Consider the following 23,589-nt stretch of genomic DNA (forward strand, 5'->3'; position numbering starts at 1 on the left):
GTTATTAATAAAAGATAATTTAGATAAACTGGAATAATAAAGGAGTTATTGATAATTTAAATGGAAAATGAAAAGAAAAACTTAAGTACAGAAAACCATGGTGAAAAATTAGAAAATCCAAGAGATCAGTTTATGGTAATCTCAAAAGATGATATGCGTAAAAGAGGCTGGGAAAAGCTCGATTTTATTATTATAAGTGGGGACGCTTATATTGATCATCCATCATTTGGAACTGCAATAATTGCTCGGGTATTAGAAGATGCTGGTTTTAAAGTTGGGATTATTGCTCAGCCAGATTGGAGATCTACAGCTGACTTTAAAAGGTTGGGAGAACCTAAATATGGATTTTTAGTTAGTTCAGGTAATATGGATTCGATGGTCAATCATTATTCAGTGTCTAAAAATAGACGTAAATACGATAACTATTCTCCGGGAGGAGAAAGCGGTCATCGACCTGATCGAGCAACTATAGTTTACAGCAACCGACTTCGGGAGGCTTATGGAGATATTCCAATAATTATTGGTGGTATTGAAGCCAGTTTGAGACGCTTTGCCTATTATGATTACTGGGATGATAGTGTGCGGCGCTCTCTACTTTTTGATAGTAGAGCTGATCTTTTAGTTTATGGAATGGGCGAGAAGCAAATTTTAAAAATTGCAGAAAATTTGGAAGCTGGTCTAGATATAAAATATATTAATTATTTGCCCGGAACAGCTTTTATTGCAGACGAATTAGAATCGCTCTATGACTATGAATTACTACCTTCCTATGAAGAAGTTAAAAATAACAAAAAGCAGTATGCATATGCTTATAAAATAGAATATTTAGAACAGGATCCGATTCGAGGACAGCAGCTGGTGCAAAAACATGGAAATCGCTATTTAGTTCAGAATCCACCAGTAGAACCGTTAAATCAAGAAGAACTGGACCATGTCTATTCCCTGCCATATCAGAGAAACTATCATCCGATGTATGAAAGAGCTGGTGGAGTGCCGGCAATCAAAGAGGTTAAATTCAGTCTGGTTAGTTCACGCGGTTGTTTTGGTGCCTGTTCCTTTTGTGCAATATCTTTTCATCAAGGAAAAATGATGACATCCCGCAGCAAAGAGTCATTAATTAAAGAGGCTGAGAAAATAATCTCGATGGATGATTTTAAAGGTTATATCCATGATGTAGGTGGTCCGACAGCTAATTTCCGTAAGCCATCATGCACTGATCAGCTTTCGCGCGGAATGTGTAAGGGTAAAGAATGTATGTTTCCTTCCCCTTGTAGCAAATTAGAAGTTGATCACGAGGAATATTTTGAGATTCTAAGGGAGTTAAGAAAATTGTCTGGTGTTAAAAAAGTATTTATCCGTTCGGGTATTCGCTTTGATTACCTACTAGAAGATCAAGAAAGTCGTAAATATTTAAAAGAATTAGCTGCAAATCATGTTAGTGGTCAGCTTAAAGTCGCTCCAGAACATGTTTCAGATAATGTTTTAAGTTATATGGGCAAGCCAGGGATAGAGGTTTTTGATAAATTTAGAAGGGCTTTTTATCAAGTTAATGAAGAAATTGGGCTGGAACAGTATTTAATTCCCTACTTTATTTCGAGCCATCCGGGTAGCCGCCTGGAAGATGCGGTTGAACTAGCAGAATATTTAAGGGATATTAACCATCACCCCGACCAGGTTCAGGATTTTTATCCAACCCCTGGTACAATGGCGACTGCAATGTATTATAGTGGTTATGATCCACGAAGTATGGAAGAGGTCTATGTGGCTAAATCTGCTGAAGCGAAAAAAATGCAGAGAGCACTGCTGCAGTATCATAAAAAGGAAAACCAGCAGATAGTTAGAAAAGCCTTGAAAATGGCTGGACGCAAAGATTTAATTGGTTATGACAAAAAATCACTGGTACAGCCAACCCATTAAGAAGGAGGGTTTTTAATGTCAACAGTAAGCACAGACGATAAATACAACTTACTAATAGATAATTTGAAAAAGATACAACCATTTGTAATCGCTTTTTCAGGTGGTGTGGACAGCACATTTTTGACTGCTGCTGCCAAAGAAGCTGGAGTTGAATTTGAGGCTGTGACAGTTAATACTCCCTTTGTGCCGGATAGAGAAATCAAAGAAGCTGAAGGACTGGTGCAAAAATTAAAATTTCAGCATCACCAGCTTAAAATTAAGTTGGATAATTTGGGAAAAGCCGTAGAAAATAATGCTGAGCGTTGTTATTACTGTAAAAAAGTAATTTTTGATCAAATTTTAGATTATGCTGACGGCAGAACAGTGGTTGAAGGTTCTAATCTTGATGATACTGGAGATTACAGGCCGGGGCGTAAGGCATTAAAAGAGCTGGAAGTTGAAAGTCCGCTGCTTCAAGCTCAACTGACTAAAAAAGAAATTAGAATGCTTTCAAAAAAATTGGGCTTAAGCACCTGGGATAAACCAAGTCTTTCCTGTCTGGCTACCCGGGTTTCCTATGATAATCAGATTACAGCTGAGAGGTTAGAAAAAATAGAATTAGCCGAAGAATTACTTCGTTTAAATGGATTTCACCAGTTTAGAGTAAGAGATCATAATAATTTGGCTCGCATAGAATTATCTGAAACTGATCGAGAGAAAATTTTAGATTTAAATTTGATGGATAAATTGTCTGATAAATTACAGCAATTAGGATTTCAGTATGTTACCTTAGACTTAACAGCTTATAAAAGTGGGAGTATGAATAAGGAAATTCTGGAGGCTAAAGATGAATAAAGAAGATATTACATCAATTTTAAAAAAAGTAAAAAGTGGTGAAATCGAGGTGGAAGCTGCAGCGTCATCTCTAAAAGACCTTCCATTTAAGGATTTGGGTTTTGCTAAAGTAGATAATCACCGCAGTCTGCGCAATGGTTTTCCTGAGGTTATTTACTGTGAGGGGAAATCTTTAGATGAGATTGAAGGTATAGTTAAAGAAATGTTAAAACATGAAAATAATATTTTAGCAAGCAGGGCCAGTCAAGAAATTTATCAGCGGATTAAAGAAATTGCACCAGAGGCAGTTTATCATGAGCGGCCGAGAATGATTTTTATAGAAAAGCAGAAGCTAGAAAAAACTAAGAGTAAAATTTTAGTTGTCAGTGGTGGAACCTCAGATATTCCAGTGGCTGAAGAAGCAGTAATTACTGCTGAAGCTCTGGGAAATTCAGTTGAGAGGCTCTATGATGTCGGTGTGGCCGGAATTCACCGCCTGCTTGGAAATCTTGATATTTTAAATGATGCCGAAGTAATTATAACAGTAGCCGGAATGGAAGGTGCTCTGGCCAGTGTAGTTGGTGGGCTGGTTGATAAACCGGTAATTGCTGTTCCAACCAGTGTTGGTTATGGCGCCAATTTTGGTGGAGTTTCAGCTCTTTTAACAATGCTCAACAGTTGTGCCAGCGGTATTGGAGTAGTCAATATAGATAATGGATTTGGTGCTGCTTATTTAGCCAGTACAATTAACTTACAGATAGAAAAAGCCAGGAAGGAAGGATAAGATGGAAAATATATTGTATTTTGATATAAAATCCGGGATCAGTGGAGATATGACAATTGCTTCTTTACTTGATCTGGGAGTAGATCAGGATAAATTTTTAAAAGAATTAAAGAAGTTAAATCTTGGCGGTTATGAAATTAAAATTTCAACTGTGCAGAAAAATGGAATTACAGCAACTGATTTTAAAGTGGTTTTAGAAAATGAAACACATCCAGATAATGTAGAAACTGATCATCATGATCATAATCATTCTGCAGGGTCTCATGAGCATCAGCATGAAGGTGGTTGTAAAGGCTGCGGCAAACACGATCACAGTGCGGCTGAACACAGTCATTCTCACCATGAACACAGCCATTCTTACCATGAACACAGCCACGAAGAAGGACATTCTCACAGCCATAGTAGTGATCATGTTCATCGCAATTTTAATGATATTAAGGAATTAATCAATCAGAGTGATTTAAGTCAGCAGGTTAAAGATTTAAGTATCGATATTTTTGTTAAAGTAGCAGAAGCTGAGGCAAAAGTTCACAATAAAGAAATCACCGAAGTTCATTTCCACGAAGTAGGAGCTGTTGATTCTATAGTAGATATTGTGGGAGCTGCGATTTTAATTGAAATGATCAATCCAGATCATATTTATTCTTCTGCTGTGCCGTTAGGAACAGGATTTGTAGATGCTGCTCACGGAAGGATACCAGTTCCAGCTCCAGCAACAATTGAAATTTTAAAAGATGTGCCAGTTTATTCTACAGGAGTTAGCGGGGAACTAGTAACACCAACAGGAGCTGCTATTATAAAAACTCTGGCAGAAGAATTTATAAAGATGCCTGAACTTAAAATATCAAAAATCGCCTATGGTGCCGGCAAAAAAGATTTTGAAATTACAAATCTGCTGCGGGTTTATCAAGCTAAAAAAAAAGTGAGAAAAAGTTACTGATCTTAGAAACTAATATTGACGATATGAGTGGAGAAATTTATTCTTATCTTTTTCCAATGTTATTAAATGCAGGTGCGAAAGATGTTTACTTAACAAATATTATGATGAAAAAAAATCGTCCAGCTCAAAAGCTATCAGTACTTATATCTGAAGCAAAAAGAAAGCAGATGGAAGAAATAATATTTAAAGAAACATCCACTTTAGGAATTAGATATCGAGAAGTTAAAAGAAGTTGTCTGCAGCGAAAATATTTCAAACTAAATTCCTCAATGGGAAGTGTTACAATTAAGGCTGCTTATTATAATAATGAACTAATTAAGTATTCGCCAGAATATGAAGAATGCAGTAAAATAGCAAAGGAAAAAAATATAAATCTACAGCAGGTCTATGATTTGATTAAAAAAGAAGCATCAGAAAAAATATTCTAATATTTAACTAAAGTGTCAGTTGTTTATTTAAATTGCAGCCGCTGGGTCGAAATTATTTTAAACTATATGTATCAACTTCATCAAAATTCTATGTTATAATAAAACTAATAAATTTTATTTATAGAGGAGGATTGAATTTATGCAGTGGCTTGATTTAAATGAGTCGACGAGTATTATACTTGACCAAATAATTCAAAAAATAAATGAAGGAGTAAATGTAGTTGATACGGATGGAAATATAATCTATGTTAATGAAAACTCTGCAAATTATGCAGATACTTCTATTGAAAATATGTTGGAAAAACATATTACAGAATTTTATCCAAATGCAGCAGTCTTGAAAGTAATAAATTTCAAAAAAAAGTATACTAATATTCATGTTGAAAATCCTGATGGCAGACATTTTATAGTTAATGCTTATCCTTTGATTATTGAGGGAGAGATCAAAGGTGGTTTGGCAATATTTAGAGATATCACTGAATTGAAAATGATGAATAGTAAAATAATTAATCTCCAGGAAAAATTAATTACCACATCTTCCTCAAATATTTTCAATGATTTTATTGGCAGCCATGGAAGTTTGAAAGAAGTAGTGAATAAGGCGTGTAAAGCAATGGGATCTCCCGGTGGACCAAGACACTCTATTTTATCTGGTGAAACTGGAACTGGGAAAACTTATTTGGCAAAATTAATGTTCCGCTTTGCTAAGAATATTGGGGTTTTAAAAGAAGATGCCCCTTTTGTCCATATTAACTGTGCTCAGTTTACTAACCCTGATATTGCAGCTTCCGAAATTTTTGGTTCTAAAAAAGGAAGTTTTACTGGTGCGTCCAATAAAAATGGATTGATTGAACAGGCCAATAAAGGTGTTCTGTTTCTGGATGAGGCACATGCTTTGAAAAATTATCAAAATCTTTTATTAAAGGTTATAGAAGAACAGAAGGTGCGCCGGATAGGCGGGGTAAAAGAAATACCGGTTGATATAATTGTGATAGCCGCTTCTACCAAAAATCTAGAAGAAAATTTACTGCCAGAATTATATCAACGCCTGGCTCAATATGAGCTTGTACTTCCTCCTTTTGATCAGCGCTCATATAGTGAAAAAGAAAGAATGTTTTTGCATTTCAAAGATGCATATAAAAAGTCAGCATTAGACAAATATGACTTCGATTTGGAAATTATGTTTGAACCTGAAGCAAGAGAAAAATTATTGAATGCCTCTTATAAAAGAAATGTGCGTCAATTTAAAAATGTAATTAATTATTCAATTGATAGTGCTACTCCTTTGATTAACAACTTATTAAATAATAAAAGATTGATGATTGTAGTTAAAAGTGAGCATATACCCGAAAGAATACTTAATGAAGGTCAAAACAATGATTATCAAGTAGACGAAAAAGAAGAAGCTAAATCTAATTCAGAAAATGTAGAAGAATTAATAAAGTTTTATCGTGAAAAGGGTTTCGGGGCAAGAAGAATAGCCAATCGTTTACAAGAACGTGGTATCGATTTAAAATATTATCAGATATCGTATCGCCTTAAAAAAATGGATCTATAGCTTATGAACTTAAAACTTTAATGATTTTGATGCTGATTATTAAAATAGAGATTGCAGCAGTGATTATAATGGCCATTACTGGGCTTTGATAACTTAAATGGGCACCAATTATGCCAATTAAGGCCCAGATTATTACCAAGGCAAAAGCTATATTTTTGTATTCAACAAGAATTTTAACTGCAATTGCTAAAGCCAATAGAATACCAATTATTGCTGCAATATTGAGAAAATTGGCAGGCCAGTTCTGATTAAAATAAACTAATAGGGCCATAAAATTAGCAATAGAAGCCACAGTAACCCAGCCAGTATACAGACTAAATGGGAGCTTTAAAGCCAGATATTCACTTAGAGAATAAAGCTGATACTGCTGCAGTCTTTTAAAGATTTGAAATAATTATAAAGGTAAAATTAAAATAACCAGCATTGAAAATGGAATTAGCAGATTATGCCAGAGAAAGAGCCAGGAGATATTAGCAAGTGAAGCAATAATAAAATAGGGACCTGTACTAAATTCATCATTAATTTTTCCACTGCCGAAAAAACGATAAATAATAAAAATGATTAATAGAGTATAAATTACTCCCCAAATCGAAAAGGTAAATCCGGCTGGGGTAAAAGGGTTTTGGTAAAGTGCGGAAACTTCACCACTGCCGAGATCATTAATCGGCAAATAATTGGCTATAAAGTTAACAAAAATAGTCAATGCCAGAAAAATTAAATTTGTAATTCTGAGACTAATTTTATTCTGCTGCATTAGCTGACCTCCTCCTGAACTTTTATTTAGAATTAAACTTGTTATATAAAACAGCAGCTGAAATAGCTGTTATTGGAATATTAATTGTAATTCTATATTTCTTTTTAATTTTTAAATCTCCTGCATAATATTTGTTAAATCAACACATTATCATGTTAAAGGATAAAAGAAATAATTTTAAAAAAATTCATAATTTTCCTTGTCAAATGATTTCTAAAGTAGTATAATTTAATTGAACCGACAGAAAGTGAGTAGCTGAGTTAACTATTAGGTCGGTGGTCGTATTTTGGAACAAAGTAGATGTGCAGCGAGTATGTTCCCTACAAAATTATTAAAGGGGGCATTACTAATGAAGAACATTTTTAAGCACAAGCGAACTCACAAAAGTCATGAGGATCAGGTGAAGTACAATACTAAGTCTGATGTTGAAGGACACGTAAAATTGAAAGATAGCGCCTTAATGGATTATTACATGATGGGTGGCTACTAAATTAAAAAGTAACAATAAAGATCCCGGGGTTAAAAGCTCCGGGCTTTTGTTGTTTAGGCCATTTTCTCGAAATTTTAAATCTGCGGAATTTCTGCTGCCGCAGGCTTATCTTTGACTTTTAAAAAAACTACTGCTATAATTAATTTTGGAAGCGATTCCAAAAGAGAAAAACTAAAGGTGTAATAATTAAAGAAAATGAAAGGATATAATTAGTTATGGCAAAAAATAAAATAAACATTTATGATGTTGCAGAAAAAGCTGGAGTCGGGATTGGTACGGTTTCAAGAGTTCTTAATAAAAGTAATAAAGTTAAAGAAAAAACCAGAGCTAAGGTTCTTAAAGTGATTGAAGAATTAAATTATAGACCTAATCGCTCAGCTCAAAATTTGGCACGGCAGAAAACTAATGCAGTAGCGGTGATCTTACCAACCTTTGTTGATCACTTTTTTGTCGAAGTTTTAAAAGGTATCCAGGGTGCTTTAGAAAAAGAAGATATTGATTTAATTCTACATAAAGTTTCTTACAGTGAAAATATGATTGATAAAATTTTAGATATTATTCAGAGTAAAACAGTTGATGGAATAGTTGCAGTGACAATGGGGATTTCTGATCATCAATATGATCTGCTTTTGGATTCTGAAATTCCAATTGTGCTTGCTGATGAAAAAAGTAGTGATTTTCACTCAATTTATTTAAATGATATTTTGGGAGCTGAAATGGCTGTTGACTATTTGATTCAGGCCGGACATCAAAGATTAGCTTTTATAGATGGTGAGAAAGATACTCAGGCTGCTAAAAATCGTCTGGAAGGGCTCAGAAATTCATTAGAAAAAAACAATTTAACTATCGCTCCAGAATTATTAAAGTTCTGCCCCTTCAAAATTAGTGAGGGCTTTAGACTGATGCAGGAAATATTGAAAATGCCAGAGAAAGATTGGCCAACCGCTGTTTTTGCAGCTTCTGATAATCAGGCAATTGGTGTTTTAGAAGCGATGGAAGAAAAAGGGCTTCAGGCCCCAAATGATATCGCTGTAATTGGCTATGACAATATTGAGTTAGCTAAATATTTAAAAATAACAACAATCAGTCAGCCAATGTATGAGCTTGGTTATTTAGCAATTGAGGTTTTATTAAAAGCGATTAATGGTGAGATAACCGGGAAATATCAGCAGGAATTAGATTTAGAACTTATAAAAAGAGAGACAGCTTAGAATAGTTTTATGAAATTTTGAGCTAAGATTTAATTATTGAAGAAAGCTGCGGGATAAAATATGACTAAAAAGAATAAAAGGTATTTGCTGATTACACTTATTTATATAGCCTTTATTTCCCTCGGACTTCCCGATGGCTTATTGGGAGTCGCCTGGCCTGAAATGAGGACAAGTTTTTCATTACCTCTAGATGCCTTAGGAATTATTTTAATTGGCTCAACCACAGGTTATTTGATTTCTAGTTTTTTAAACGGATTTTTCATGAAAAAAATTGGAGTTGCAGTTTTGCTAGCAGTGAGCTGTTTGGCCACAGGTTCAGCACTGATTGCTTATACACTTGTTCCCTGGTGGTGGCTGATACCTTTATTAGCAGTTTTAGCAGGAATGGGTGGGGGTGCGATAGATGCAGCTTTAAACACCTATGTCGAAAGGAATTTCAATGAAGGACTAATGCAGTGGCTTCATGCTAGTTTTGGTATTGGAATTACTATTGGACCGATTATTATGGCAAATGCTATAAAATGTTCAGGCAGCTGGAGAACTGGTTATATAATAGTGGGTGTGGCCCAATTATTATTAGCTCTTATTTTTTTAATGACCCTCTCGCTCTGGAAAGTTCAAAAAGACCAAGCTGAACCAAAGGCTGAGGAAAATAAAAAGAAGAAAAAAGACTTTAAACTGCTGCAGACAATAACTTATTTACCCGCCTTTTTAAGTGTTATTCTATTTTTTCTATATACGGGTATTGAGATGTCTCTTGGACACTGGATCTATACTTTATTGACAGAGTCAAGAAAAATCAGTAACTCAACTGCAGGTTTTTGGGTTAGTGTTTACTGGGGTTCATTTACAGTTGGTAGAATATTAGCAGGATTTTTAGCATATAAATTTTTGAGCAGGAAAATTGCAAAATACGCAGCAGCTTTAGGACTTTTTGGCAGTGTTTTGATTGCTCTAAATATTTCTCAATATTTATCCTTATTTGGAATAGCAGTTACCGGTTTGGCTATTGCACCAATTTTTCCAGCTCTGATTTCCAGTACTTCTTATCGGGTGGGACAGGAACATACAGCAAATACAATTGGAATGCAGATCTCGGCTGCTGGCCTTGGTGGTGCTTTGCTGCCGGGCTTGGCTGGAGTTTTAGCTAGAAATTTTTCTTTAGAGTTGATCCCGCTTTTTGTCAGCAGTCTATTTATTTTGTTTTTAAGTATTAACTATTTAATCAAAAATATAAAAAATAAAGAACGCTTAACTAAAAAAATTTAAATTGGAGGGCTCAAGATGAATAAAAAATGGTGGAAAGAAGCAGTAATATATCAGGTCTATCCCCGCAGCTTTAATGATAGTAATAATGATGGAATTGGGGATTTAAGAGGAGTTATTGAAAAAGTTGATTATTTAAATGAACTAGGTGTAGATGCCGTCTGGTTAAACCCGGTCTATAAATCACCTAATGATGATAATGGCTATGATATTAGTGATTATAAGGATATTATGGATGAGTTTGGTACAATGGCAGACTTAGAAGAACTAATGGAGCTGCTGCATGAAAGAGATATTAAGTTAATTATGGATTTAGTGATTAATCACAGCTCAGATGAGCATCAGTGGTTCCAAGAGTCACGAAAAAGCAAGAATAACCCCTATCGAGATTATTATATTTGGAAAGATGGTAAAAATGGTGGGCCACCTAATAACTGGAAATCATTTTTTGGCGGTTCAGCCTGGCAATATGATGATAAAACTGATCAATATTATCTGCATTTATTTTCAAAAAAACAGCCAGATTTGAACTGGGAAAACCCCAAAGTGAGAGAAGAACTTTACAATATAATTAATTGGTGGTTGGATAAAGGGATCGATGGTTTTAGATTAGATGTGATAAATTTAATTTCAAAAGATCAACGCTTTCTTGATGGAGAAGAAACTGGCCTTACTGGACATGAATATTTTGCAAATGGTCCTCGCGTTCATGAATTTATTCAAGAGATGGGCGAGAAGACATATAATAATTTTGATGTTATGACTGTAGGTGAAACTCCTTTTGTAGATAAAGATGAGGTATTAAATTTTGTTAAAGAAGAGAGACAAGAATTTTCGATGATTATTCCTTTTGAACATGTGGAATTAGATAATCAAGAAGAATGGGAAAAAATCACAGATTGGGAATTAAAAGAATTAAAAGATCTGATGAGCGATTGGCAGTATAAATTACAGGAAAATAATGGGTGGACCAGTTTGTATTTTTGCAATCATGATCAGCCAAGGATTGTTTCTCGCTATGGTGATGATGGGAAGTATCGTAAAGAATCAGCCAAGATGCTGGGAACTATGCTGCATACATTAAGAGGAACTCCTTTTATTTATCAAGGAGAAGAAATTGGGATGACAAATATTAATTTTGAGTCTTTAAATGACTTTGATGATATTGAAACTAGGGGTTATATTAATGAAGTTCAGGCAAAAGGAGAACTAAGTGAGTCAGAGATTTTAAAGATTGCAAATTATCGAACGAGAGATAATGCACGAACCCCCATGCATTGGGATGATAGTGAATATGGCGGATTTTCTAAAGTTGAGCCCTGGTTGAAAATGAATAAAAGCTATTCCGAAATAAATGTTGAAAAAGATATTGCTTCTGAGGATTCAATTTTTAAATATTATCAAAAAATGATTTCTCTTCGCAAAAAATATCCAGTATTTGCCTATGGGAAATATGATATTTTGTTAGAAAAAGATCAAAATATCTATGCTTATAGGAGGTTAGGAGAAGAAAATAATCTGCTTGTGCTTTTAAACTTTAGTGGAAAGAGCGTTGAATATAATTTAAGTTCAGAACTAAAAATTGAATCTGCCGAGTTGATATTAAATAATTATCAAGAGCAGGTTAGCTTTACCTTAGAAGACCGCTTAAGACCTTATGAAGCTCGTGTTTATCTGTATTAACAATATTTAATTAACAAATTAAGGGTATTAAAACTTTTTGTGCTTGACTTTAAAATAAAAAGCATATATTATTAATGTACGAATAGTCGCACAACTCCGAGTGTAATCAAGCTAAGACGAAAAGTTATGCTAATTGCACCGATAGGGTTTGAAAGGAAACTTTTGAGCCTCCCGGAATGGAAAGGAGTGAGTACATTGGATTATATTAGTCTTAATCCGCCCTAAAACTTCCGGTTATAAAGCCGGAAGTTATTTTTTTGACTACTATTTTAAAGGTTGAGAACATAATTAGATATGTACCGACAAAATATATTCAAATAAAAATGGGGGATTACTATGTCAATTAAGAAAATTTTATTAACCGTACTTATTTTTATGCTGATCTTTACAACAGCTGCAGCTGCTCAGGAAGTATTAACAATGGCTACTACAACCAGCACTGAAAATTCAGGCCTATTAGCAGAACTGCTGCCGCCTTTTGAGGAGAAGTTTGATGTAAGAGTAGACGTTGTAGCAGTAGGGACAGGGGCAGCTATTGAGCTGGGCCGTAATGGGGATGCTGACATTATTTTTGTTCATGCTCGAGCTGCAGAAGACGAATTTGTAGCTAATGGCTATGGAGTTAACAGAAGAGATGTAATGTATAATGATTTCGTTATTTTAGGACCAGCATCTGATCCAGCTGGAATTAGAGATACAGAAACTGCTGTTGAGGCTTTCCAAAAAATTAAGGCTGAGGGAGCAGAATTTGTTTCTCGAGGTGATGATTCTGGTACAAATAAAAAAGAATTATCTATCTGGGATAATGCCGGTATTAATCCTGATGGCAGCTGGTATCTAGAAAGCGGCCAGGGAATGGGCCCCAGCATCAATATGGCGAATGAGCGTCAGGCCTATATTTTAGCTGACCGCGGCACATTTTTAGCTTACAGTGGAGATATCGAGCTGGAAATAGTAAACAGTGGAGATCCTGAACTCTTTAATCCGTATGGAATTATTCCTATTAATCCCGCTCATCATACTCATGTTAATTATCAAATTGCAATGGCCTTTACTGGATATTTAACTTCTCAGCAGGGCCAGAATATAATTAATAGCTATATGCAGTACGGGGAACAACTATTTTATACTTCAGCAATTGATGCAGAAGATTTAGTCGAATAAAAGCAACTCAATAAATTTTAGCTGGCTGCATATTTATATATGCAGCTGGCTTAATCTATTTACAATCAGGAGGAAAAATGTGGACTATTATACTGGTGCAATACTGAGAGCCTTACAGTTAATTTTTACTTTAGATTCAGAGCTTATACAAGTTGTTACAACTTCACTTAAAATTTCAATCTCATCAACATTTATTGCTTCAATTATCTCTATTCCACTTGCAATTTTAATTGCCAGGAATAAATTTAAGACAAAAAAGTTTATTAATATTATTTTAAATACAATGCTCAGTCTGCCGACAGTTGTAGTTGGTATTTTTGTTTATTCATTAATCTCCAGAAGGGGAGTTTTGGGAGAATTTGATTTACTCTTTACCCCGCTTGGAATTATAATTGGACAGGTAATCTTAATTATCCCTTTAATAACAGCTTTGGTTCGAAATGTTATCTTTTCAATGGATGAAAAATTATATAAAACAGCAACTTCAATGGGAGCCAGCCGCAGTCAGAAATTTAAACTTTTAATTTTAGAAGCTAGATACGGAATTATTGGAGCTGTAATTGCTGGATTTGGCAGAGTTTTAGGAGAAATTGGAGTATCTATGATGTTGGGTGGAAATATTAAAGGTGTTACTAGAACTATAACTACTGCTATGTCGCTAGAAACAAACAAGGGTCGCTTTGCCTTTGCTTTGTCATTAGGAATCATTCTTTTATCTCTTTCATTTTTAATTAATTTTGTTACTTATTTTCTGCAGGAGGGAAAAAATTATGCTAGAAGATAAAATTATAGAAGTCAAAAAGCTTAAAAAAATCTGCGAAGATAAGACTATTTTAGACATCGATCAGTTTTCAATTTTAAAAAACAAGTTTAATTTTATTATTGGTGGTAATGGCAGTGGGAAAACTTCTCTTTTAAATATTTTAAGTTTAGTGGATCAGAATTATCAAGGTGAGCTTTACTATGAGGGCCATAAAATAAAAAAAGATCAGCAGAATTTAGACCTCAGGCGTAAATTTTCTGTGATCTGGCAGGATCCTTATCTTTATCGGGGAAATGTTTTTTATAATATCGCCTTACCTTTAAAATTAAGAGATTTTGAACAGGAAGTAATCAATAAAAAAGTAAAAGAGATAGCAGCCAAACTTGAAATCACCGAACTGCTTGAGCAGTCAGCCTATACTCTCTCTGGTGGAGAAAAACAAAAAACCTCCATTGCCAGAGCTTTAATTACAAGCCCTGAAATTTTATTTGTGGATGAGGCGACCACAAATTTAGATGAGGAAAGTATTCAATTTTTTAATTCTCATTTTTCTAACCTGGTAACAGATGAGATGACAGTAGTAATGGTCAGTCATGATAGGAGACAGATTAAACAGCTTGCTGATCGGATAACTCTGCTCAAAGGGGGAAGTATAGATACAGTTAAAACTGTTAATAACTTTAATTTTGAATTATTTGGTGCAGGAATAGATACTCCTCTGGCAGAGTTAGTTTAGATTAGCTATGATTTTTAATTAACAAGCTTCTACTAACAGCTGAAAAGTTTAGAAACTTATTTTTGCTCACAATTAAATTCTTCAAGTTCATCAGAATCATTAATTCTAATTTGATTCATTTTGACTGATAATTTACATAAACCTTCATTAATCAGCTGCTCTTCCAGCAGAACATCATCAGGTACTTTTAAAGGCACTTCAGTAAAATCCCAGATTGCTTTAATGCCGGATTTTACAAGCCGGTTAGTTATCTTTTGAGCAGCAGCTCCAGGAACTGTTAATGCAGCAACATCAATTTTGTTTTCATTCATATATTTTTCCAAATCGCTAATGCTTTTGATCTCCAAATCATTAATAACCAAGCCAATTAATTTCGGGTTTTTATCAAAAATAGCTGTAAGTTTATATCCTCTTTCCAGATAACCTTTGTTGTAGGCTAAAGCCTGACCTAAATGACCTGCACCAATTAAAATTATTTTCTTATCATAATTAAAACCCATTATGATAGTAATCTGTTTAAAAAGACAATAAATATCATAACCATAACTTTTTCGACCGAAGGTTCCAAAATAGCTTAGATCTTTTCTAATCAAAGAACTGCTAAATCCAGTTAGTTTTGCCAGTTCTTCAGATGAAATATATTCTTTACTAGATTTTTGTAAATTTTTTAAATGTTGATAATAAATAGGTAGTCTACTGATAATTATATCTGGAATATTATATAAATCTTTCCCCATATCTAATCCCCCTAATAATATTGTTAAAAAAATAACATATTCTTTTCTTAAGTTCATTTTATCTTAGCTGAGTATTTTTTTCAACTTTTTTCTGGGAGAAGTAGTTGATAAATAAAGGCTTTTAGTATAATCAAACAACTTTTTTTAAAAAGCAGGATATGATAGGCTTTTGACGAAATTATTATTAAAGAGTTTTAATCAGAATTTTTGTAATATTTTTGATAAAATTAAGGCAGAGGAGTGTGGAAAATGGATAAATACAAAATATCTTTTTCAGAGTTGAATTTTAATTTTAATGCTAAAGACCTAGATTTTGACACAACTAAAGAGCTTTCTGCAATTGATGAAGAAATAATTGGTCAAAATAGAGCAGCAGCTTCTCTTGATTTTGGAATGCGGGTTAATAAAAATGGTTATAATATCTTTATGGCTGGTGAATCTGGAACAGGAAAGTCAACTTATGCTGAGAATATGGCAGAAGAAAAATCAGCTAAAATGGATCCACCAAAAGATATATTATATGTTTTTAATTTCTCAGAATCTGAAATTCCCAGAGTGATGAGAGTTCCGGCGGGAATGGGCAGTGATTTAAAAAATGATATGGATAAGATTATAGAAGAATTACAGGAGGAAATTCCTCGTGCTTTTGAGGGCGAAGAATATGATAAAGAAAGAAAAGAAATATTAAATGAGTATCAACCTAAATCAAATAAACTTATGCAAGAATTTGAGAGTTCTGTTAGAGAAAGAGGGTTTATTTTACAGAATACTTCCCAGGGGCTGGTTCCAGTACCAGTTGATGAAGAAGGAGAACCTATATCCAGGGATAAATTTCAAGAAATGGATGAAGAAAAAAGAGAAAAAGTTCGGAGTGAAAGTCAAAAAATCCAGAATGAAACATCACAGGTTATGAGAGAAATTCGCTCAATCAAGGAGAAGGCGCAAAATGAGTTGGCTGCTCTTGAGAAAAAAATTGGGCTTTCTATTGTACAGCCAATTATTTGTCATTTAAAAGATAAATATGACTGCTGTGAAGAAATAGTTGATTATTTAGAAGAAGTTCAAGATGATATAGTAGATCATATTGATCGATTTCGAAATGATGATGAAGCAGATCCACAAAATCCATTTATAGCAATGCAGCAGGATGAAGATGGCAGTTTTTTTGTTCGCTACCAAATAAATATCTTTGTAAACAATAGTAAAACTGAGGGTGCACCAGTAATTTATGAAAAAAATCCTACTTATTATAATTTATTTGGCAAAATAGAGGGTAAAAGTCAATTTGGAACTATTACTACTAATTTTACTATGATTAGAAGTGGATCACTGCATCGAGCAAACGGTGGATTTTTGATTTTACACGCTAAAGATCTTCTGACAAACCCTTTTTGCTGGGATACATTAAAACGGGCTTTAATTAATCAGGAAATTACTGTTGAGAATATAGGAGAACAGTACAGAAGTGTTCCTATTATTACCTTAAAACCTGAAGCAGTCGAACTTGATTTAAAAATTATTATGATAGGATCCCCTTATATTTATTATTTACTCTACAACTTTGATGAAGAATTTTCGGAACTATTTAAAATAAAAGCTGATTTTGATACCGAGATGAATAGAAATAAAGAGAATATTGCTAAATTTGCTGATTTTATTTCTTCTGTAATAAATAGAGATCAGTTGAAAGAATTTAGTGCCGAAGCTGTAGCAGCGATGATTGATTTTAGTTCTCGTTTAACAGGAGATCGCGAAAAATTATCAACTAAATTTAATGAAATTATAGAAGTTTTATACGAATCAGATGTTTGGGCTGATAGTTATGGTGAGGAGGTAGTTAGTGCCAGTTCTGTCAAAAAAGCAATTGATGAAAAAGAAATGCGTTCTAATTTATTAGAAGAAAAAATTCAAGAACAGATAGATCGTGAGCACCTGTTGCTTGATGTAAGTGGTCAAGAGGTTGGACAGATCAATGGACTTTCAGTTTATCAGGCGGGTAATTATAGTTTTGGACGACCAGCAAGGATTACAGCACGCAGCTATCTTGGTAAAGAAGGAGTAATTAACATTGAACGTGAAGCAAAAATGAGCGGAAGAATCCACAGTAAGGGTGTAATGATTTTAACAGGTTATTTAGGGGGGAAATATGCTCAAGATACGCCTTTGAGCTTAACAGCTTCTATTGCTTTTGAGCAGAGCTATGGTGGTGTTGATGGCGATAGTGCAACTTGTGCTGAAGTTGTGGCACTTTTATCATCACTTTCTGGACTATCAATTAGACAGGATATAGCTATTACTGGATCGATGAACCAAAAAGGAATAGTACAGCCAATTGGTGGAGTTAATGAAAAAATAGAGGGCTTCTTTAAAGTATGCCAGGCAAAAGGTCTAACCGGTGAACAGGGGGTAATTATCCCAGGGAGAAATCTTGATAACCTAATGCTGGATGAAGAAGTTCTTGCTGCTATTAAAAATAATAAATTTAATCTCTATAGTATAGAAGAGATTGATCAAGCCTTAGAAATAATGCTGGCTGAAGAAGCAGAAAAAGTACACAAGGCGGTTAAAGAAAAATTGGAAGAATATGCAGAGTTTGATAATGAAGCCTATATTGAAGAAGATGAAAATAATGATCTAGATTCTGAAATGTAGTGTATTTGCTTTGAATTTATTGATAATGACGATAAATTATAGTTAGAGGTGGAAATATTGAAGAAATTAATTGTAAATGCGAATATAATTTTAGAAACTGAAATACTTAAAAATGCTTCTCTGCTTTTTGATGATGAAATAAAAAAGATAGCACCATATAATTTAGAGGTAGGTGCTGGAACAGAAATTATAGATGCTAAGGGAGCTTACTTAAGTTCAGGCTTAATCGATACTCATATCCATGGAGGTGGCGGTTTTGACACAATGGATGCTTCAGCCGAGGCCCTTGAAAAAATAAGCATTGTGCTGGCTGAGCATGGTGTGACATCTTTTCTGCCAACTACAATGACAATGGCTAAAAAAGAAATTCAGGTAGCCTTAGAAAATATTCGTCAGGCCAAGAGAAATGGCCTGGCTGGAGCCCAAGTTTTAGGTACCCATGTAGAAGGACCTTTTATTAGTCCTGATTATATTGGTGCTCAAAACAGTGAAAACTTAATTAAACCTGATCTAGAACTTCTCCGAGACTATTATGATGTTGTAGAAATTGTAACTATGGCACCTGAGGTGGATGGAGCTTTAAAATTAATTCGAGAACTTAGGTCAAAAAATATCACTACATCAGTTGGTCATTCTGCGGCAACTTATGAAGAATTTCAAGAGGCATATAAAAATGGAATGGATCATTTTACCCATTTATATAACGCCATGACCGGTTTGCACCATAGAAAGCCAGGGCTTGTCGGAGCTGCTTTTGATTCTGATTCTACAGTTGAATTGATTGTTGATTTAATTCACCATCATCCGGCGGTAGATCGCTTTACAATCCAGACTAAAGGTGTAGATAAAGTTATTTTGGTTTCTGATGGAATGGAAGCTACCGGGCTTGAAGCAGGAGAATATGAACTCGGAGGTCAGAAGGTAATAGTCAAAGATGGTGCAGCTAGATTAGAATCTGGTGTACTGGCCGGCAGTGTTTTAACTTTAGATAAGGCGGTCAGAAACTCAATGGAAATAACTGATTTGTCTATTCCGGAGATTTTTAGAATGGTAACCGTTAATCCAGCTCGAAAACTTGGTTTGGCTCATAAATTGGGAAGAATAAAGAGAGGTTATCAGGCTGATTTAGTTCTTTTTGACCGGAATTTTGAAGTAGAAAAAACTATTATCAAAGGTCAAGAGTTCAATGGTTGAATTAAGCAGATATCTTAAGAATATTATAGTTATAAAGATTTAATTTAACTTAACAACAATTATTAAACAAAAAAAGATGATTTAGTTTTTTGACCTTCTCTGACTTTAGTTTTATAATATAATTAGAAAATGAAAGTTGAAAATAATATTAATTAAATTCGGAGGTGGTTTTATGTTTGATTTAGTACCGTTTAGAAACCGCAATCGGAGGGATGTTACTGAAAGAGATGGAGACCCATTTAATAGTCTGGTCTCTGGTTTCTTTGATGATGTAATGGACTTTGCTGGTAGAAGTTTTAGAGCTGATATCAAAGAAGGTGAGAATGAATATACTATTGAAGCTGAAATGCCAGGTATGAAAAAGGAAGATATCAAGCTTGAACTCAATGATGATTATCTAACTATTTCTGCTGAGCACCAAGAAGAAAAAGAAGAAAAGAAGGAAAACTATATTCGTCGTGAAAGGCGACAGGGTAGATATACCAGAAGTTTCTACCTTGAAAATGTAGACCAGGAAGCTATTAAGGCAGAGTATGATGAAGGAATATTAAAGGTTCATCTGCCCAAGCTAGAACAGACTCCTGTCAAAAAACGTACCATCGATATTGAATAAATCTTAATAATGTCTAGCTAGTATTTAATCCCGGCCTTATGGTCGGGTTTTTTTAATTAAAGGCTGATAATTGAAGAATTACCAATTGTAGAGTATAATATAATTGTAAAGTATAAACACTGCAAATTAATTTTATTTTATGGGGAGGATTTTAATTGAATTATCCACAGCTTAATATTTATGTAAAGAAAATTGAAGAGAATGCAGCTAAACTAAAAGAAAAGCTAGAAGCCAAAAATATAAAATTAACATCAGTTGTTAAAGGCCTGGCTGGTGATACAAATGTATTTAAGGCTTATCAGCAGGCGGGCATTGGGAGTATAGCTGATTCTCGAATTGAAAATATAATTAAGTTCAGAGAAGCTGGTTATCAGGGAGAAGCTTTAATGCTCAGAATTCCAATGCCTTCTGAGATAAGTGAGATTGTCCATTATACAGATGTTTCTTTAGTCACAGAACTTAAAACTGCTGAGTTGATTTCAAAAGAGGCACAGCGAGTTGATAAAAAAATGGACTTAGTAGTTATGGTTGACATTGGTGATAGGAGAGAAGGCGTTTTAGCCGCTGATTTAGCAGATCTGGCTCTAAAAATTGAAGAGATGCCAAATGTAATTCTCAAAGGTATAGGCACTAATTTAGGCTGTTTTGCTGGAATTATTCCAGATGAGAATAACACAAAAAAATTGATAAAGATAAAAAAAGAGCTTGAAACCAAGTTAGGAAGGAGCCTAGAAATTTTATCTGCGGGTAATACTGCTACTTTAAGACTTTTAGCAGACGACTATTTAGCAGCTGAAATCAGCAATTTAAGGGTTGGTGAAGCTATATTATTAGGAACAGATATTATAAATGAGTCTTTAATTGAAGGCTTTAATCATTATAATTTTCATCTTCAAGCAGAAATTATAGAATTAAAAGAAAAGCCGTCAAACCCAGAAGGCGAAATGGCATTTGGAGGTCAAGGAAGAGGATATGCTGTTGCAGATAAAGGCTTACGTCAGAGAGCTATTTTGGCGGTTGGGAAACAGGATATTGATTATAATGGTCTTTATCCAGAGCTGAATGGAGTAGAAGTTTTAGGATGCAGCAGTGATCATTTAATAACAGATGTAACAGAAGTAAAAGAAAATTTGGAAGTAGGTGATATTTTGACTTTCAAGATTAATTATAGTGCAATGTTAAGAGCAATGACTTCAAGATATGTCACTAAAAACTACATTGAATAATTGTGGAGGGATCTAGTTGGATTTTTATCTTATAATTTTATTTTTATTTACTGGAATTTTATTGGGATTTTATCTAGATGAAAAAAATCATTTTGTTAGATTTGCAGATTTAATTACGAAATTTGGACTTGTAGTATTATTGATTGCTATGGGCGCCAATCTTGGTAGTAATGAACAAATATTTAGGCAGCTGGGAGAAATTGGCCTCCAAGCTTTTGTTTTTGCAGCAATTAGCATTATTTTTAGTGTGTTAGCAGTTATTATATTTGTTAAAATCTTAGACCTAAATAATTTGCTTTTAAATGCAGATCCAGCTACAGAGTCAGAAATTGAAGAACAGAGTTCAGATAATACAATGACTATTTTAATTTTTTCGTCAGTTGTCTTTGGTATTTTTGCTGGATATTTTTTGATAAATGGTGAAAGCAGCAGTTTTTTAGATCTAATAACTAACTATTCTCTGGCAGTACTTCTTTTTGGAGTAGGTATTGATATTGGTGCCAGCCGTGAAATTATTGATGATTTAAAACTTATGGGTTGGAAATTAATAATCATACCATTTTTAATAGCTGTGGCTTCTGTATTGGGGACAGTAATTATCGGTTTTGCCTTTAATTTTTCAGCTGGAGAATCAGCTGCAGTTGGGGCTGGCTTTGGCTGGTACAGTTTATCTGGTGTTCTAATTTCAAAACTACATAGTGCAGAATTAGGTTCACTGGCTTTTTTGACAAATGTTTTTAGGGAGCTGCTGACAGTAATGATCCTTCCTTTGGTTGCCAAATATTTTGGAAGCCTGGCAGCAATTGCACCGGGTGGTGCAACAACAATGGATGTTACTTTACCACTTGTTAAGGAATCAGGTGGTGAGGCAGTTGTGATTCCAGCCTTTATTAGTGGGGCAGTGCTTTCAACACTGGTGCCAATTTTAGTCCCATTATTTTTAAGCATTTAACTTATTTTAAAATAGAGAAGGGAATGATTATAGTGATTAAGAAAGAAGAAAAGCTGCAGGAGATGAACCAGGCTTTGAAGGCTTTAATTCAGCCTGAAGGAGATTGGCTTGCTAATTTAGCAAATAGTTCTGCCCTTTTATTTGAGTTTATGGATGATATTAATTGGGCTGGCTATTATATTTGGAAAAATGATCAGCTAGTTTTGGGGCCTTTTCAGGGGAAAACAGCCTGTGTCCGGATTGAAGAAGACAAAGGGGTCTGTGGAACAGCCTATTCTCAGCGCAAAATAATGCTGGTAGAAGATGTACATCAGTTTCCCGGTCATATTGCCTGTGATCCAAATTCTAAATCAGAAATTGTGTTGCCGATAATAGTTGCCGGAGAAGTTATTGCGGTTCTAGATATTGACAGTCCTCAAAAATCTCGTTTTGACGAGCTTGATCGAAAATATTTGAAGGAATTTGTAGATATTTTAATTGATGAAACAGATTTTTTGCCGCTGATGGAAAAATTTTAAGAAAAATCCTCAGTTAATTAATAAATTTAGATCGGAATCTAGAGGAGGGTAAATTTTGTTTAAAGATAAAGATGTTTTTCTTTTTGATTTAGATGGAACACTCTTAACAATTGAAACAGAAGAGTTTTTAAAGCACTATTTTGGTGCTCTGTCTTCGGAATTTAAAGATTTGTTTGAAGAACAAAGTGATTTTATTAATCTTTTAATGGCTTCTACCCAGAAGATGATAAAGAATGATGGTGGTTCAAGTAATCAGCAGGTTTTTATGGAAGATTTTATAAAAAAAATAGATATTGATAAACAATCTGAGGCTGAGCAAATAAAAGAACGATTTGATCAGTTTTATCAAAATAAATTTGAGGCTTTAGGTAAATATTTTGAAATTGATAGGGAAACTCCGTTAGAAATTATTAAGCATCTAAAAAAAGAGGGGAAAAAGCTTGTATTAGCAACAAATCCTCTTTTTCCGAAAGAGGCAGTTGAAAAAAGACTGAGCTGGACAGGTATTGATCCAGCTGATTTTGAGCTTTTAACCCACTATGAAAACATGAGTTATTCTAAACCAAATCCAAATTATTATCAGGAGATATTAGAAAAAATTAGTGCAGATCCTGAAAACTGTTTAATGATTGGTAATGACTTAAAAGAAGATGCTGCAGCTTCAGAGTTAGGGATCAAAACTATAATTATTGAAGATAAGTTAATTAAAAGAAAAGGCAGTGATTACCCAATAGAATGGCGGGGAAGTTTAAAAGAATTTAGAGATTTAATTAAAAAAGAGATATAAAAGAAGCTCCAGCAGGACTAATGTTAAAGTCTGTTGGAGCTTTTGATTTACTGTTTATTTTTATTTATTTCTTTTTTATAAGCAGCGTTTACTTTATTTTTCAACTACGAGTTCTTCTTTTGGCTTTAGCAGATATTCTTGACCATAAACTTTAATTTTTAATTCAGTCCCAGTTTCTAGAGAAAAAGTCGTTTCTTCCTGCTCAACATCAACTTCAATTCTGCGGCCTCTAAAAATAATCATAAAGTTAAAGCCATCCCAGGCCTCTGGTAAAAATGGTCTAAATTCCACCTGATCATTTTGTACTTTAAAACCGGCAAAGCCTTTAACAATTGACATCCAGGTTCCGGCCATGCTTGTAATATGCAGACCATCATCTGTATCAGTATTGTAGTTATCAAGA

The 23,589-nt window shown here is 34.1% G+C and carries 22 protein-coding genes, 1 pseudogene and 1 riboswitch; of the genes and pseudogenes, 19 read left to right on the plus strand and 4 right to left on the minus strand.

Annotation, left to right across the window (positions count from 1 at the left end):
* The first annotated feature begins 132 nt into the window (after window positions 1-132).
* From CI949_RS05975 to CI949_RS06000, 5 genes and pseudogenes are all read left to right on the plus strand, one after another.
* On the plus strand, window positions 133-1,917 hold the full coding sequence (locus CI949_RS05975) for a YgiQ family radical SAM protein (RefSeq protein WP_365941439.1): 1,785 nt from the start codon (window positions 133-135) through the stop codon (window positions 1,915-1,917).
* Between the two features lie 15 nt (window positions 1,918-1,932).
* Window positions 1,933-2,751, plus strand: coding sequence for an ATP-dependent sacrificial sulfur transferase LarE (gene larE / locus CI949_RS05980; RefSeq protein ID WP_089656206.1), 819 nt, complete (start codon window positions 1,933-1,935; stop codon window positions 2,749-2,751).
* Complete coding sequence (larB, locus tag CI949_RS05985; RefSeq protein WP_089656207.1) at window positions 2,744-3,514, plus strand: nickel pincer cofactor biosynthesis protein LarB; 771 nt, start codon at window positions 2,744-2,746, stop codon at window positions 3,512-3,514. The genes larE and larB overlap by 8 nt, the downstream gene beginning before the upstream one ends.
* Window position 3,515: 1 nt before the next feature.
* Window positions 3,516-4,882: pseudogene (larC, locus tag CI949_RS05990) on the plus strand (nickel pincer cofactor biosynthesis protein LarC).
* 139 nt (window positions 4,883-5,021) lie between these two features.
* Window positions 5,022-6,440 (plus strand): sigma 54-interacting transcriptional regulator, encoded by a 1,419-nt coding sequence (locus tag CI949_RS06000; protein WP_089656208.1) that lies wholly within the window; start codon window positions 5,022-5,024, stop codon window positions 6,438-6,440.
* 1 nt (window position 6,441) lies between these two features.
* Here CI949_RS06000 and CI949_RS06005 read toward each other — a convergent pair whose 3' ends face one another.
* A complete protein-coding gene (locus tag CI949_RS06005) occupies window positions 6,442-6,732 on the minus strand; it encodes a hypothetical protein (RefSeq protein ID WP_290764062.1) in 291 nt (96 codons plus the stop codon).
* 102 nt (window positions 6,733-6,834) lie between these two features.
* Window positions 6,835-7,194: a hypothetical protein gene (locus CI949_RS06010; RefSeq protein ID WP_234971282.1), complete on the minus strand. Its 360-nt coding sequence runs from the start codon at window positions 7,192-7,194 to the stop codon at window positions 6,835-6,837.
* A 349-nt stretch (window positions 7,195-7,543) separates the two neighbouring features.
* On the opposite strand from CI949_RS06010, the gene CI949_RS06015 reads away from it, so the two are divergent.
* From CI949_RS06015 to CI949_RS06045, 7 genes are all read left to right on the plus strand, one after another.
* Window positions 7,544-7,684, plus strand: a complete 141-nt coding sequence (locus CI949_RS06015; RefSeq protein WP_290764065.1) for a hypothetical protein — start codon at window positions 7,544-7,546, stop codon at window positions 7,682-7,684.
* A 215-nt stretch (window positions 7,685-7,899) separates the two neighbouring features.
* Window positions 7,900-8,895 (plus strand): LacI family DNA-binding transcriptional regulator, encoded by a 996-nt coding sequence (locus CI949_RS06020; protein WP_089656209.1) that lies wholly within the window; start codon window positions 7,900-7,902, stop codon window positions 8,893-8,895.
* Between the two features lie 60 nt (window positions 8,896-8,955).
* Window positions 8,956-10,164, plus strand: a complete 1,209-nt coding sequence (locus tag CI949_RS06025; protein ID WP_089656210.1) for a sugar MFS transporter — start codon at window positions 8,956-8,958, stop codon at window positions 10,162-10,164.
* 15 nt (window positions 10,165-10,179) lie between these two features.
* Entirely contained in the window at window positions 10,180-11,844 is a 1,665-nt protein-coding gene (locus CI949_RS06030; RefSeq protein ID WP_089656211.1) for an alpha-glucosidase, read from the plus strand.
* An 82-nt stretch (window positions 11,845-11,926) separates the two neighbouring features.
* Window positions 11,927-12,047, plus strand: a riboswitch (molybdenum cofactor riboswitch).
* A gap of 133 nt (window positions 12,048-12,180) precedes the next feature.
* The gene (locus CI949_RS06035) at window positions 12,181-13,008 is read left to right on the plus strand and encodes a substrate-binding domain-containing protein (protein ID WP_089655850.1); all 828 of its coding nucleotides are present in this window, start codon (window positions 12,181-12,183) and stop codon (window positions 13,006-13,008) included.
* A gap of 79 nt (window positions 13,009-13,087) precedes the next feature.
* Entirely contained in the window at window positions 13,088-13,792 is a 705-nt protein-coding gene (locus CI949_RS06040) for an ABC transporter permease (RefSeq protein ID WP_089655849.1), read from the plus strand.
* Window positions 13,779-14,507, plus strand: coding sequence for an ATP-binding cassette domain-containing protein (locus CI949_RS06045; RefSeq protein ID WP_089655848.1), 729 nt, complete (start codon window positions 13,779-13,781; stop codon window positions 14,505-14,507). The genes CI949_RS06040 and CI949_RS06045 overlap by 14 nt, the downstream gene beginning before the upstream one ends.
* A gap of 56 nt (window positions 14,508-14,563) precedes the next feature.
* On the opposite strand, the gene CI949_RS06050 is transcribed toward CI949_RS06045, so the two are convergent.
* Window positions 14,564-15,244: a redox-sensing transcriptional repressor Rex gene (locus CI949_RS06050; RefSeq protein WP_089655847.1), complete on the minus strand. Its 681-nt coding sequence runs from the start codon at window positions 15,242-15,244 to the stop codon at window positions 14,564-14,566.
* 249 nt (window positions 15,245-15,493) lie between these two features.
* Here CI949_RS06050 and CI949_RS06055 point away from each other — a divergent pair, with 249 nt between their 5' ends.
* The 7 genes from CI949_RS06055 to CI949_RS06085 all read left to right on the plus strand — a co-directional run bounded on the left by CI949_RS06055 (window position 15,494) and on the right by CI949_RS06085 (window position 23,186).
* Entirely contained in the window at window positions 15,494-17,896 is a 2,403-nt protein-coding gene (locus CI949_RS06055) for a Lon protease family protein (protein WP_089655846.1), read from the plus strand.
* A gap of 57 nt (window positions 17,897-17,953) precedes the next feature.
* Window positions 17,954-19,090, plus strand: a complete 1,137-nt coding sequence (gene nagA, locus CI949_RS06060) for an N-acetylglucosamine-6-phosphate deacetylase (RefSeq protein ID WP_089655845.1) — start codon at window positions 17,954-17,956, stop codon at window positions 19,088-19,090.
* 172 nt (window positions 19,091-19,262) lie between these two features.
* Window positions 19,263-19,703, plus strand: a complete 441-nt coding sequence (locus CI949_RS06065) for an Hsp20/alpha crystallin family protein (protein ID WP_089655844.1) — start codon at window positions 19,263-19,265, stop codon at window positions 19,701-19,703.
* Window positions 19,704-19,858: 155 nt separating this feature from the next.
* Window positions 19,859-20,929 (plus strand): alanine racemase, encoded by a 1,071-nt coding sequence (locus CI949_RS06070; RefSeq protein WP_290764080.1) that lies wholly within the window; start codon window positions 19,859-19,861, stop codon window positions 20,927-20,929.
* Window positions 20,930-20,945: 16 nt separating this feature from the next.
* Entirely contained in the window at window positions 20,946-21,881 is a 936-nt protein-coding gene (locus CI949_RS06075) for a lysine exporter LysO family protein (protein ID WP_290764083.1), read from the plus strand.
* A gap of 23 nt (window positions 21,882-21,904) precedes the next feature.
* Window positions 21,905-22,399, plus strand: a complete 495-nt coding sequence (locus tag CI949_RS06080) for a GAF domain-containing protein (protein WP_290764096.1) — start codon at window positions 21,905-21,907, stop codon at window positions 22,397-22,399.
* 55 nt (window positions 22,400-22,454) lie between these two features.
* Window positions 22,455-23,186, plus strand: a complete 732-nt coding sequence (locus tag CI949_RS06085) for an HAD family hydrolase (RefSeq protein ID WP_290764099.1) — start codon at window positions 22,455-22,457, stop codon at window positions 23,184-23,186.
* Between the two features lie 93 nt (window positions 23,187-23,279).
* Here the strand turns inward: CI949_RS06085 and CI949_RS06090 are convergent.
* The coding region (locus tag CI949_RS06090; protein ID WP_290764102.1) for a glycosyl hydrolase family 65 protein at window positions 23,280-23,589 on the minus strand (310 nt) is incomplete at its 5' end.

The organism is Halanaerobium sp., assembly GCF_003070835.1.

What these genes read in the sequence shown, in the direction of transcription:
- CI949_RS05975 (WP_365941439.1), top strand. Translation starts at nt 133, where the DNA reads ATGGTAATCTCAAAAGATGATATGCGTAAAAGAGGCTGGGAAAAGCTC.
- CI949_RS06035 (WP_089655850.1), top strand. Translation starts at nt 12,181, where the DNA reads ATGTCAATTAAGAAAATTTTATTAACCGTACTTATTTTTATGCTGATC.
- CI949_RS06010 (WP_234971282.1), bottom strand. Translation starts at nt 7,194, where the DNA reads ATGCAGCAGAATAAAATTAGTCTCAGAATTACAAATTTAATTTTTCTG.
- CI949_RS06000 (WP_089656208.1), top strand. Translation starts at nt 5,022, where the DNA reads ATGCAGTGGCTTGATTTAAATGAGTCGACGAGTATTATACTTGACCAA.
- CI949_RS06080 (WP_290764096.1), top strand. Translation starts at nt 21,905, where the DNA reads ATGATTATAGTGATTAAGAAAGAAGAAAAGCTGCAGGAGATGAACCAG.
- CI949_RS06025 (WP_089656210.1), top strand. Translation starts at nt 8,956, where the DNA reads ATGACTAAAAAGAATAAAAGGTATTTGCTGATTACACTTATTTATATA.
- larB (WP_089656207.1), top strand. Translation starts at nt 2,744, where the DNA reads ATGAATAAAGAAGATATTACATCAATTTTAAAAAAAGTAAAAAGTGGT.
- CI949_RS06055 (WP_089655846.1), top strand. Translation starts at nt 15,494, where the DNA reads ATGGATAAATACAAAATATCTTTTTCAGAGTTGAATTTTAATTTTAAT.
- CI949_RS06015 (WP_290764065.1), top strand. Translation starts at nt 7,544, where the DNA reads ATGAAGAACATTTTTAAGCACAAGCGAACTCACAAAAGTCATGAGGAT.
- CI949_RS06030 (WP_089656211.1), top strand. Translation starts at nt 10,180, where the DNA reads ATGAATAAAAAATGGTGGAAAGAAGCAGTAATATATCAGGTCTATCCC.
- CI949_RS06065 (WP_089655844.1), top strand. Translation starts at nt 19,263, where the DNA reads ATGTTTGATTTAGTACCGTTTAGAAACCGCAATCGGAGGGATGTTACT.
- CI949_RS06020 (WP_089656209.1), top strand. Translation starts at nt 7,900, where the DNA reads ATGGCAAAAAATAAAATAAACATTTATGATGTTGCAGAAAAAGCTGGA.
- larE (WP_089656206.1), top strand. Translation starts at nt 1,933, where the DNA reads ATGTCAACAGTAAGCACAGACGATAAATACAACTTACTAATAGATAAT.
- CI949_RS06045 (WP_089655848.1), top strand. Translation starts at nt 13,779, where the DNA reads ATGCTAGAAGATAAAATTATAGAAGTCAAAAAGCTTAAAAAAATCTGC.
- CI949_RS06050 (WP_089655847.1), bottom strand. Translation starts at nt 15,244, where the DNA reads ATGGGGAAAGATTTATATAATATTCCAGATATAATTATCAGTAGACTA.